Below are 13,740 nucleotides of genomic sequence, written 5' to 3' on the forward strand. Positions count from 1 at the left end.
TGCTATAATTTTGATTTTCTTCTTTTTCAGTATCAAACCTTAACTGTATTTAGTTTTAAAGTTTCTGAAAGAAAATGTTTAACCTCTGGCTTACAGCTCCCACATCCCATACCTGCTCCAGTGGTTTTACATAATTCTGCAAAATCTGTACATCCTTCTAAGATGGTATCCTCTAAATTACCTGTTCCTATTTGGCTACATGAACATACTAACTTCCCTTTTACAGGCACAGACGCACTATTTGACCTCAGAATTTCGGATCTTTTATCTGATAATTCTATTTCATCCTCAATTAAAACTTTAAACTCAGCAAATTCGTTTTTATCGCCCATCAATATAACCCCTACTAATTTATCATCTTTAATGATACACTTTTTATAATATCGCTGAGAGATATCCATAAAAATTACTTCTTCATAAGACTGATCATTAACTGGAGCTTTTACCATACCGATACTGCATAAATCTAAATCTTCAAATTTTAGAATATTCATAAGCACTGAGCCTGAATAAATACTACTTAAATCTCCAAGTAAATATTTAACAACAACATCTGCTTGTTGTTCAGCAGCTGATGTTATACCATATAAATTATTGTTAAATTCTGCAATTTCGCCAATGGCATAAATATGTTCATTACTAGTTTGTAAATATTGATTTACAATTACACCTCTTCTAGATTCTAATTTAGCTTGTTTGGCTAATTCTATATTTGGCAACGTACCAATAGCATAAACTAGAGCATTACAATTAATAACCTTACCTGTCTTTAAAGTTACCGACAACCCATCGCCAACTTCATCATCAAAAACAGTACTTACTTCATTATCAAAATAAATTTGAATTCCACGTTCAGAAACGTCATCCGCTAAAAGTCTACTTGCTGTATTATCCAATTGACGTTCCATCAACCTTGAAGCTCTTTGAATTATGGTAACTGGAATATTCTTTTTATTTAAAGTTGCCGCAAGCTCTAGGCCTAATAAACCACCACCAACAACTACGACATGTTTCTCTTCATCAGGAAGCTGTGTTTTATCTAAATGTCGTTTTAAATTATCTGCATCTTGTCTACTTCGTAATGTAAACCTACCTGGCAATCCTAAATTGGCATTCGTTGGAACAAAAGCCCTACTACCAGTTGCCATTATAAGGACATCATAAGAATGCTTATCACCATTGCTATCAGTAATAACTTTATTCTCCTTATCTAGCTTATCAATTAACACACCAGGATACAACTGTAATTTAAGTTTCGCTACTTCTCCCTTTTTTAGCTTTTCTAATTCTTTCCAAGTAAGTTCATCACTTACATATTCTGGAAGCAAAACCCTATTATAAAAAATATCATCTTCCTTTGAAAAAACTAAAATTTCATCATCTAAATTCCTTTCTCTATAACTTTGAATAAACCTGTAGGCCGCTGCTCCCGCCCCAACAATACAAATTTTTTGTTTTTCTTTTTTGTATTTAGAGACCTCAACAGCACTATATTTATAATCGGGTTCTTTTGAGACAGGATCAATTAAATTACTCGTTAAATTATTTGCTCTACCAAAGTCTTCTCCTAGAATACGCCCCCAATGCATTGGCATAAAAACTACACCTTTTCTGATATCAAAACTCAACTTAACTTTAACTCTAACTTCTCCTCTGTTATTTTTTATTATGGCTACATCTCCATCTTTTATCTTTCTCAAATAAGCATCCACATTATTCATTTCTAAGTAAGGTGAAGGAATATGCGTATTCAATCTATTAACTGTACCCGTTTTTGTTCTTGTATGCCATTGATCTCTTATACGACCTGTTGTTAAGATAAGTGGGTGCTCTTCTGATAATTTCTCCGATTGATTTAAGGTATGAACTGGAACATTAAACTGAGCATTACCTGATTGCGTAAAAAACTTCTTATCAATAAAAAGTCTTGGCGTACCATTATGAGTACTGTTAGGAACTGGCCACTGAAAACTACCTTCTCCTTTTAATCTTTGATATGACAGGCCTGAAATATCTATCGCAGTACCCTTTGTCATTAAACTATATTCATCAAAAACCTCACTTGCATTTTCATAATCAAAACCATTAAAGCCCATTTTTTGAGCAAATTTCAATAGAATTTCAAGATCAGGTAATGCTTCTCCGGGCGGATCAATAACTTTATTTAAGTAACTAATTCTTCTCTCCGAATTAGTCATTGTTCCTTCTTTTTCTGCCCAACCAGCTGCTGGCAGCAACAAGTCTGCATATTTTGTGGTATCAGAGTTATGAGAAATATCTTGAACAACCACAAAATTTGCTTTTTTAAGAGCTTCCTCTACTTTTAAAGAGTCAGGTAAACTCACAACGGGATTAGTACATACAATCCAAATCGCCTTCAATTTTCCTGAATTTAACCCATCAAACATTTCTGTTGCTGTTAAACCCGGATTTTCTGAAATCTCTTTACTTCCCCAAAAATTCGAGACTTCTTTTCTATGCACGGGATTTGCCAAATCTTTATGAGCTGCTAACAAGTTAGCCATTCCTCCAACTTCTCTTCCACCCATTGCATTTGGCTGACCTGTTAAAGAAAACGGTCCCGCACCAGGCTTACCAATCTGACCTGTTAACAAAGATATATTAATTAACGAAACATTTTTATCTACACCAATAACGCTCTGATTTAACCCCATGGTCCACATACTAATAAAGGCCTTAGATAAGCCTATATATTGTGAAGCTTTTTTAATATCATTCACAGAAACACCACATATTTTAGCGGCCTCTGACATAGAAGTTTTACATGCTTTCTCTTTAAGCTCTTCGAAATTATCAGTATGATTTTTAATAAATTTTTTATCGATTAACTTTTTTTCTATTAATCTTTTTGCAATGGCATTGTACAATACAACATCAGTACCGGGAATAATTTGTAAATGCAAATCAGCGATTGCACAGGACTGTGTTTTACGCGGATCAACTACGACAATTTTTACGTTTGGATTTTCTTCTTTATGCTTCTCTAAGCGTCTAAATAATATTGGATGACACCAAGCCGGATTAGCTCCGGCAATAAGAAAACAATCTGCCAATTCAATATCTTCATATGAAATAGGAACAGCATCATCTCCAACAGATTTCTTATAACCCACCACAGCAGAACTCATACACAAACGAGAGTTTGTATCTATATTATTGGTTCCTAAAAACCCTTTAGTAAGTTTATTGGCTATATAATATTCTTCCGTTAAACACTGACCAGAAACGTAAAAACCAACACTATCGGGTCCATGTTTTTTTATTATGGATTTGAAAACCGCGGCAGCTCTTTCCATTGCCACATCCCATGTTGTTTTTTGTAATGGCAAACCTCTACTCCAACGCATTTCGGGGTGCAAAATTCTAGCAGAAGTATCTTGAACTACGTAATTAAGATTCATGCCTTTTGAACAAAGCATGCCTTTATTTACAGAATACTCTTTATCTCCCTCTACTTTAAGTCCTCCTTTTGAATCTTTATGGACAACAATACCACAGCCTACACCGCAATATGAACAAATTGTTTTATATGAATTACTGATAGCCATAAATAGTTAGCGTTAGTGTGAAATAATATTTACCAAAGATAAAAAATTACGTATTAATACGTAATTTTAATGGTGTTATATATCGCTAAAAATGAGCCTTTAATTTTGATGAATTACCAGAGAATAGCAATTTTTTAAACAGAATAAGTAATAAATACTAGTTTAGACCTAATTTTGATGCTTTTACTGAAAGTTCTATTAAATTTTTAACATTCATTTTTTTCATCAAATTAAACCTGTGCGTCTCAACAGTTCTTTTACTTTTATCTAGCTCTAATGAAATTTCTTTATTGGTTTTACCCAATAAAATTAGTCGTAGAATCTCAATTTCCTTTTTTGTTAAGTGAAATTCATCAGCGGCTACCGTAGAAGTGTTACTTGAAACTTCAGCTGAAATAATTGATGTAGATTTTTTGAGCAGATTATTTACAATTACAGTACTTATGTCTCCACTAAAGTATTTACCACCATTACCAACAGTGTGAATAGCCTTTAGAACTTCCTCTTTACTGGCATCTTTGAGTAGATAACCCATAGCTTTTGCTTCAATAGATTTTAAAATATACTCTTCAGAATCATGCATTGATAATACAATTGCTTTCGTTTTGGTTGGCTTTTCGTTTAATATACTAACAGCATCTATACCATTCATTTCTGGCATTCTGACATCTATTATTAACAAATCTGGCATATACTTTTCAACCAATTGTAATGCTTCTTTACCATTAGCAGCCTCACCAACTACCTCTAAATCCTTTTCATCTTCTAATAAATATTTCACACCATCTCTAACAATTGCATGATCATCTGCTAAAACTATCCTGATTTTTTCCTTCAAAATTATTCTGTTTGGGTCACCAAATATAAGCTATTAATACTTAAATTTAAAAATAGTACTAAGTACATACACTCAATTAAATTTTAAGTATTTTATGAATCACCAAACCATTTAATAGTTTAGCTATATTTTGATTTTTAACAGATTTTTTACAAAAATTTTGGTTTAATTACCAACATTAGCCAAACCCAATTTTGACCATTTGCAGCCAATGATTCATCCAATCCTTTCAATTCATACATACCATCTGACGCGAACATTTGAGAGTAACCCGCCTTTAGTGCATATCCTTTAAATGATTGAGAAAAAACTAAATCCAATTCTGTTCCAAGGTTTTTTTCACCACTAGGAAGTTTTTGTTCTCCTGAGAAGTTTAACGCTTTCACTAAAAGACTTGATTTCTCTCCTAATTTGAAATTTGCACTCACATGCACATCTACTAATCCGATTGAATTGGCATGATTACCAACATAAAAATAATCCATAAATCCATTAAATTTATGATTTGTTCCATACAATGGAAAGAACGCTCCTGTTTCTCCAGCAACTTCATCATTACCACTAATAATCTCAGCTCCTACACCCAAATTTACTTTTTTACCTGCTTTTAAACTCAAATCAAAACTGGCCAAATACGCTCCCTTTACCTCAACTTCACCTTGTCTTTTTCCTGTTTGCAAGTACAAGTTTCCTGCTAACCCTAAGTTACCTTTCTTATATGCTAAATGGGTACCAAAAGTTTGCAAATTACTAACCCCATCTCCTCTTTCACCTGCTTCATCAAATTCTTGAAATCCATTATTTAATGCTAAAAAACTTCCTGAAATTGATTTTCCTGACTTTTTTAGATATACATATTGCATTGTTTTATACGAAAAATATCCTTTTGTATTATATACATTTCCACTTGATATAAATCCCGACGGGTTATCATAGTCTTGATTAAAAGCCAAACCAAGGTCAAACATAAAACTTCCTTTCTTATATTTTAACAAAGCGGCATCATGGTTACGCCCTTGTTGTGCCCAGTCAAGTCCACCCATTATCCTTTGATCATCATAAGCAATGGCTTGCCTACCAAATTTAGTGGATAAATTTTCACCCAATTTTAAATCTACCCAAGCTTGAAATATGGCAAATGAATTGTTATCATCATCTGGTAAAATTTGCCTATTCTCACCCCAAACCATTACATCTTGTAGACTTATAAAAAGGTTGAATGCATCTGTTTTATAACCAAAATTTAATCTTGCTCTAGTAGAAACCCCAAAACCAGGGGCTGCATCTTTAGCAATTAAACTTCCAAAACCATTTCTATATTCAGTTCGAGGTCTTAATTCACCTTCAAGTGAAATTTGTGCTGACATATAAGTTGTAACAAACAACCCTATAATTATTACTATATACTTATTCATATTTTTTATTTATCAGCCAATACCACGGCTAACTGTTCAACTTTACTTTTACTCTCTTCTGTGGCAAACTTAATGGCCAATGAGGATACAGCTGCCAATACTATTAATAAACTAATAATAAAATAACCACTAGAAACTGCTAAAGAAGAAGCGTGACCTTGAGCCATTTCAATAGCTTCTGCCCCCATTCCCTGATTTGAAGCAATAGCAGCTTGCTCGGCTACTGCCGATTTTGATTTCAACAACATAGCTGCTAAAAAAGCACCTACATTACCACCTGCCCCTACTATTCCTGATATTGAACCTATAGCTTTTTTATTGATAAATGGCACTACAGAAAAAGTTGCCCCTTCTGCCATTTGCACTGTCAAACTAAAAGCAATTAAAAATAATATACCAAGAGGTAGATACGTAATTGTAGAAAATATGGAAAGCATTACACCTTCTAATGCCAAGATAAAAGATAAAAATAACACCCTTCCTCTAAGTCCTCTTGATTTACCAAACAAATCTCCAAAAAAGCCACCCAATGTTCTAGCAAAAATATTCATCAAGGCAAAAGACAAAACAATATTACCTGCCATAGACCTTGTTAAGCCAAAAGTATTTTGAAGATAATCATCCATGGTACCATAAACTGTTAATTCAATTCCGAAACAGGCTGCATAAACAAAAAATAAAATCCACACTCTATAATCAGATAAGACTTCTTTAAAACCTACTTGATCTTTTTTAGATGCCACAAACTCACCTTTTGCTTTTAATTCTTTAAAATTCCCAGCAGGCGTATCTTTCGTGAAAAAGTAATAAACAATCCCCATTAGAAAACAAACAACACCAGCAATTACCATTGAATATCTCCAAGCATTAGCCTCATCGGCCAGGCCAAAACTAATTACAGCTGCCGCAATTATTGGCATACCCAATCTATTAGCACCACCACCTAAATTACCCCATCCTGCAGAAGTCGCATTTGCAGTACCCACAATATTTGATGCAAACATTATAGAAGTATGAACCTGTGTTATAACAAAAGAAGCTCCAATAAAACCAATAAACAATCTACAGATTAAGAATTGCAAAGGAGTTTGCACAAATCCTATTAAGATTACGGGAATTGCCCCTAACATTAACAACCATGTATAACAGAGTCTTGGTCCATATTTATCACATAATTTACCAATTACCAATCTGGCAAACACCGTTCCTGTTACCGCCAAAATAATTGAATTCCATTTTTGTTCAGGACTCAAACCTAAATCTCTAACTACATCTGGCATAAAAGGTACAATACCAAACCAAGCGAAGAAACACAAGAAAAATGCTACTGAGGTGATCCAGAATGTTCTGGTAGAAATACTTTTGAAGTTTAATAATTCTAATTTACTGGCTTTTGAATAATTCGAAGTCATAATTAAATATTTACAAGATTAATAACAAAACATGTTACAAATGTAAATATCTACGTATTTATACGCAATTAAATATATACAAAATTACGTATTATTACTCATTTTTATACTATTCTAAATTTAAGCACGATTAAAATAAGTATTTAATAAAATCAAAATGCCCAACTTAGCAATATGAAATTAGTAACTACAAAGACAACTCTAATACTCTTTGAATTTCCTCATCCATAAACGAAGTACTTTCAGATACAACATCACCAAAAACAATAATTCCAGGAACGCTCAAATCTATTTCTTCAACAATATTAGCAGCATTATTAATTGTACTTGTCATTATCTTTTCATCGACACAAGTACCATTCTGTATTACAGCAAAAGGAGTATAACCTTGTCTATATTTCTTTACTTCATCGATAAGCAATGAAAATTTACGTAAGCCCATTAACACCACTATAGTTGCAGAAGACTGTGCAGCAAGGGCAAAATCTTTAGGCAAACTTCCATCAGAAACAGTCGCAGTGATCACCCAAAAACTATTACTAACACCTCTCTTAGTCAAGGGTATGCCTTGAGAAGCTGGAACTGCAATAGCACTGCTTACCCCAGGTACTAACTCTGTTTCTATACCATGACTTTCAACATAATCAATTTCTTCACTACCTCTACCAAAAACAAATGGATCGCCTCCTTTTAAACGTACAACAGTTCCATATTTAATTGCATTTGTTACCAACATTTCATTAATATCATCTTGAGAATATTTGTGATTATTATTTCTTTTACCCACATATATACAGGGTACATTTTTATTAGCATAACTAAGTATTTCTTTATTTACTAGAGCGTCATACAATATGATATTTGCCTGCTTAATGGCATTATATCCTTTTATAGTTAATAAATCTTTATCTCCCGGTCCTGCTCCTACTAATATAACTTTCGAAGTTATTTTATCATTTTTCATAAATATGTATAATTTAAGTGGGTAAAACTTATTATTCCACAATAATACGTATTCGAACTCAAATATTACGTATATTTTTATTATAATTACGTATTTATACTTATTTTTGCTTTGTAGAAATTGAAATATACTAAGTATGAAAACCGTAATAGTTGTTGGAAATGGAATGGTAGGTTACAAATTTTGTGAAAAGCTTGTAGCTAATGAAGAAAGTAAAGACTTTAAAATAATTGTATTTGGAGAAGAACCAAGACCTGCTTATGACAGAGTTCATTTAAGTGAATTTTTTGCAAACCAAGACGCAAAAGCACTTGAGATGGCACCTGCAGAATGGTATATTGAAAATAATATTGAATTAATCATTAGCGAACGCATAACAGACATTCATAGAGCTAACAAAAAAATAACAACGGTTAAAAATCGTGAGTTCTCATATGACTATTTGGTACTGGCCACTGGGTCTTCTGCTTTTGTCCCTCCTATAAAAGGAGTAGAAAAGGAAGGTGTCTTTGTGTATAGAACAATTGAAGACTTAGAAGGAATGCTTGCTTATGCTGCAAAATTAAAAGATAAGAATCCAAATGCAAGGGCCGCAGTTCTTGGTGGAGGTTTGTTAGGCTTAGAAGCGGGTAAAGCTGTTATGGATATGGGATTAGAACCACATATTGTTGAGTTTGCCCCAAAACTAATGCCGAGACAATTAGATTCTAGAAGTAGTCAAGTATTACAATTGAAACTAGAGTCTATTGGCTTAAACATACATTTAAGCAAAGCTACCAATCAAATTTTAGGAGCACATGCCATAACAGGAATGGAGTTTGGAGAAGATGATATTTTAGATGTTGAAATGCTAGTAATTTCTGCAGGTATTCGCCCGAGAGATGAACTTGGAAAATCATGTGACTTAAAAATGGGAGTTCGTGGCGGAATTGTGGTAGACAATAAAATGCAAACATCAGATAAAAGCATCTATGCTATTGGCGAGGTTGCACTTTACAATCAAATGATTTATGGATTAGTAGCTCCTGGCTATGAAATGGCAAATGTTGCTGTATCTCAAATTTTAGGAAAACAAGAAATTGTAATGGCGGCAGAAATAGACATGTCTACCAAACTAAAATTGATTGGAGTAGATGTTGCCAGTTTTGGAGAACCATTTATGCCTGCAGCCAAAGGACACTCTGTTATTTTTGAAAATAAAACACAACACCTTTATAAAAGAATAAACGTAAGTCTTGATGGTAAGAAATTATTAGGTGGAATTCTAGTAGGAGATGCATCTGACTATAATATGCTTCACCAAGTGTATTTAAACAGCATGCCTATTCCTGAAGACCCATCTCAACTAATACTACCTGCAAATGAAGGCGGAGCCTTTGGTAGTGCAATGGATTTACCAGATAACGCTGTTGTATGTTCTTGTGAGAATGTTACGAAAGGTCAAATTTGCTGTTCTGTTACAGATGATGGTAATGAAACCCTTAAAGATGTAGCTAAAGCAACGAAAGCAAGCACCAGTTGTGGTGGCTGTAAACCCATGGTTGACGATTTAGTAAAAGAGACCTTAAAATCTCTTGGTAAAGTTGTAAAAGAACGTATTTGTGAACATTTTGATTATTCGCGTCAAGAATTGTACGATATCGTTAAAATGAAAGAGATAAAAGATTTTGACCTACTCTTAGATACACATGGAACGGGTATTGGATGTGAAACATGTAAACCATTAGCAGCCTCATTATTTGCAAGTATTTTTAATGAAACGGCTAACAAACAGGAAACAATTCAAGATTCTAATGATAGATATTTAGCTAATATTCAACGTAACGGAACCTATTCTGTAGTACCACGTGTTGCTGGTGGAGAAATTAGCCCAAAACAACTCATTGCTATGGGAAGAATAGCAAATAAATATGACTTATACACTAAAATATCTGGTGGTCAACGTATCGTTTTATTCGGAGCAAAACTACATGAACTTCCATTAATATGGGAAGAACTTATAGCAGAAGGTTTTGAAACAGGACAAGCCTATGGAAAATCATTACGTACGGTAAAAAGCTGTGTGGGGTCTACATGGTGTAGATATGGTTTGGATGAAAGTGTAAGTTTTGCTATTGAAATCGAAAACAGATATAAAGGTATTCGTTCTCCTCATAAATTTAAAGGTGGTGTGTCTGGTTGTATCCGTGAATGTGCTGAAGCACGAGGAAAAGATTTTGGTTTTATTGCAGTAGAAGGCGGATGGAATATTTACATCGGTGGTAATGGAGGTGCAAACCCAAAACATGCTGTGTTACTAGCCGAAAAAGTTGACAAGGAAACTGCTATTAAATATGTAGATCGATATTTAATGTTTTATATACGTACCGCACAGCCTTTGATGCGAACCGCTGCTTGGTTAGATAAGCTTGAAGGAGGCATAGACTATGTAAAAGATGTAGTAATAAACGATTGTTTAGGTATTGTTAAGCAATTGGATGAAGAAATGCAGTTTATGGTAGATACCTATAAATGCGAATGGACTGAAGCGGTAGAAAATCCAGAGATAAGAGCGAGATACACTCATTTTGTCAATTCTGATGAAGAAGATAAAAATATAGAATTTGTTAACCTAAGAGAACAAAAAATGCCAACTCCTTGGGCATAAGTTTCCTAATAAAAAACAATACAATGTTAGATACACTATTACAAGATTATAGCACGGTACAATTAGAGCGTGTTAAGGTTTGGTTTAAAGCTGCCAAAATCAACAAATTTCCCAAAAACGGAGGTGCATGTGTAAAATATAAAGACAAACAAATAGCTGTTTTTAATTTTTCTAGAGAGAACAAATGGTATGCGTGTCAAAACCTTTGTCCACACAAAATGGAAATGGTACTATCTCGCGGTATGATTGGGGAAGATATGGGAACTCCAAAAGTAGCCTGTCCAATGCATAAAAAAACATTTTCTTTAGACACAGGTGAAAATTTAAACGGAGATTTAGATTCTATTGCTACTTATCCAGTGAAAATTGAGGATAACTTTGTGTATATCGGATTTTCTGAATAAGTTTGAGGTACAATCATTTCTTATAAAACTGTGAATACAAAATACGAAAATGCAATAGCATTATTTGACAAAGCAAATTCAGATGATCCAAATAAAGAAATTTGGAACGGCACAACGTACCCTAAGGAATTACTTTATGCTCAAAGAATGACTGAAAAGTTAGCTCTTTTTGAGCCAAATGCATCTTATGCTTTAAAATTGGCTGTTAGATGTCAGCATATTTGTAGATGGCAAATACCAAGAGATTCTTATGAAATGAATAGAAAAGGGTATTTAACTTGGAGAAGTGACCTCTCTGTATTTCATGCTAAAACAGCATCAGAAATTTTAAAAAACGTAGGCTATGAAGAAGAATTCATAAATTCAGTTGCTTTTCTTTTAAAGAAGAAACAACTTAAAAAAAATAAAGATACTCAGATATTAGAAGATGTAATCTGTTTGGTATTTTTAGACTATTATTTCAAGACTTTTTCTGGGAAATATTCTGAAGAAAAACTCATAGATATCTTAAAGAAAACTTGGGCAAAAATGTCTGAAAAAGGTCATGATGAAGCAATGAAAATTAACTTCTCAAAAAACTCAATACAACTCATACAAAAAGCCTTAGCTTAATTCATCATAAATTTAACTTTGTGTCTAAACCTAAAAATAACAACATACTCGATAGTGTTATTTTCAAAAAACTAAGAAAGTTATATTTGCTTGCCTTTTTGGCAATAGCCATTACCATTATAATTTCCCAAATCTTAATTCAGAATCATATTAGTACTCAAACAAATGATTCAAGAGTTATAAATATTGCTGGCAGACAACGTATGTTAAGCCAGAAATTAACCAAGGAGGTTTTATTCATAAACGACAGTGATATTTCAGACGAAAGAATAGAAAAAATTAATCAAATTAAAAAAACATTTCAACTTTGGTCATCTTCTCACGATGGTCTAATTGATGGAAACCAAAAATTAAGTTTACCTAAAGAAAGTAATAAAGAAATACTAACTATGTTTTCTGAGGTTGCTCTATATTTCTCACCCATTAAAAAAGCTGTTGAAAATTTAGTATTAAAATTAAAAAAACAACCTAATTCATCAGTCACTTTACTTAAAGACGAAATCAATACTATCTTAATTAATGAAGGTGAATTTTTAAAAGCAATGGATGCTCTTGTTTTTAAATATGACGAAATAAGTAAAGCCAAGGTTACTAAATTAAAATACTTAGAAACACTATTACTAGTAGTTGCTTTACTAATTCTTGCTCTTGAGATCCTCCTTCTATTCAGACCTTTTTCAATAAAAATAAAAGATACAATTAACGATTTATTGAAGACTAAGGAAGAAGCTGTTTTAAAAACCAAACAGCTAAATGAAATGTACATTGCTAAAGAAGAATCATTATTAGAATTACAGCAATTAAATTACGCTATTGATAATGCCGTATTGTTCGTTAGCACTAATTCAGAAGGTTCTATCTTACACATGAGTAAGAAGCTACAAAACCTATTAGGACTTTCTACCAATACTATAAAAGGAGCCTTAGAAGAATTACTTACTACTGACCTTGGGCAACAAATGTATTTAAAAGAACTTTTAAAAAACAAGGGTAGAATATGGACAGGTGAAGTTCAAATAAAAACTAAAGACGACACAGACCTATGGTTAGACATGTCTATCATTCCGCTAAAAAGAGTAAATTTAAAACAAAAAACACTGATTTTATGTACGGATATTACACAACGGAAACATAATGAAACTGAACTAGAACGGATTTCTAAAGAAAAATATCAAGAGGAAATAGAATCACAAAAGATTCTTTCTAGTAAAATTATTGAAGCTCAAGAAGAAGAACGTAAAAGAATTGCCAAAGACATTCATGATGGTATAGGCCAAATGCTAACCGCATTAAAATTTAATGCAGAATCTATCAATTTGAATAATATTGAAGTTTCTCTTAAAAAAATTGAAAACTTAAAGGCCCTTTCTAAAGAAATTATTCAAGGTGTTAGAATGGCAACTTTTAATTTGGTTCCACCAGAATTAACGGAGTTAGGTATTTCTTCTGCTCTACAGACATTAACTGTTCAACTCTCAAAACTTACAGGGAAAAACATTGTATTTCAAAATAAAACGGATTTTGATATTAAATTAGATTCCCTCACAGAGACCAATTTGTATAGAATTACTCAGGAAGCCGTAAACAATGCCATTAAATACGCAAAAGCCAATTATATTTTTGTTTCCATAAATCATAGCTCAGATATCATGAGCATAACCATAGCAGACGACGGTATTGGTTTTGACATTGATCAAGTTAAAACAAATACAGAAAAAGGTATGGGTTTATTATTTATGGAAGAACGTATTAAATATATTAATGGTAGAATATTTATAAACTCTGTAATTGGTGAAGGGACAAATATCACCCTAAATATTAAGTTAGATAAAACTTAAATACAAATCTTATGTATATAAAAGGTTGTTTTCAAAAGCTA

The 13,740-nt window shown here is 32.8% G+C and carries 9 protein-coding genes; 4 read left to right on the top strand and 5 right to left on the bottom strand.

From position 1 onward, the window contains the following. Positions 1-32: 32 nt before the first annotated feature. The 5 genes from JBL43_RS18470 to cobA form a co-directional block, all read right to left on the bottom strand. Complete coding sequence (locus JBL43_RS18470) at positions 33-3,569, bottom strand: nitrate reductase (protein WP_198842844.1); 3,537 nt, start codon at positions 3,567-3,569, stop codon at positions 33-35. Positions 3,570-3,726: 157 nt separating this feature from the next. Then, on the bottom strand, positions 3,727-4,407 hold the full coding sequence (locus JBL43_RS18475) for a response regulator transcription factor (protein WP_198842845.1): 681 nt from the start codon (positions 4,405-4,407) through the stop codon (positions 3,727-3,729). A gap of 149 nt (positions 4,408-4,556) precedes the next feature. After that, complete coding sequence (locus JBL43_RS18480) at positions 4,557-5,822, bottom strand: alginate export family protein (RefSeq protein WP_198842846.1); 1,266 nt, start codon at positions 5,820-5,822, stop codon at positions 4,557-4,559. A gap of 5 nt (positions 5,823-5,827) precedes the next feature. Continuing rightward, the gene (locus tag JBL43_RS18485) at positions 5,828-7,234 is read right to left on the bottom strand and encodes an MFS transporter (RefSeq protein WP_198842847.1); all 1,407 of its coding nucleotides are present in this window, start codon (positions 7,232-7,234) and stop codon (positions 5,828-5,830) included. Between the two features lie 187 nt (positions 7,235-7,421). Then, positions 7,422-8,198 (bottom strand): uroporphyrinogen-III C-methyltransferase, encoded by a 777-nt coding sequence (gene cobA, locus JBL43_RS18490; protein WP_198842848.1) that lies wholly within the window; start codon positions 8,196-8,198, stop codon positions 7,422-7,424. Positions 8,199-8,334: 136 nt separating this feature from the next. Here cobA and nirB point away from each other — a divergent pair, with 136 nt between their 5' ends. From nirB to JBL43_RS18510, 4 genes are read left to right on the top strand one after another with little or no spacing between them, the layout of a single operon-like run. After that, positions 8,335-10,845, top strand: a complete 2,511-nt coding sequence (nirB, locus tag JBL43_RS18495) for a nitrite reductase large subunit NirB (protein WP_198842849.1) — start codon at positions 8,335-8,337, stop codon at positions 10,843-10,845. A gap of 23 nt (positions 10,846-10,868) precedes the next feature. Next, a complete protein-coding gene (nirD, locus tag JBL43_RS18500) occupies positions 10,869-11,249 on the top strand; it encodes a nitrite reductase small subunit NirD (protein ID WP_198842850.1) in 381 nt (126 codons plus the stop codon). 30 nt (positions 11,250-11,279) lie between these two features. Further along, entirely contained in the window at positions 11,280-11,861 is a 582-nt protein-coding gene (locus JBL43_RS18505; protein ID WP_198842851.1) for a DUF4202 domain-containing protein, read from the top strand. 20 nt (positions 11,862-11,881) lie between these two features. Further along, on the top strand, positions 11,882-13,699 hold the full coding sequence (locus JBL43_RS18510; protein WP_198842852.1) for a sensor histidine kinase: 1,818 nt from the start codon (positions 11,882-11,884) through the stop codon (positions 13,697-13,699). Positions 13,700-13,740 lie beyond the last annotated feature (41 nt).

This window comes from Aureibaculum flavum, from assembly GCF_016406085.1.
GTDB lineage: Bacteria > Bacteroidota > Bacteroidia > Flavobacteriales > Flavobacteriaceae > Aureibaculum > Aureibaculum flavum.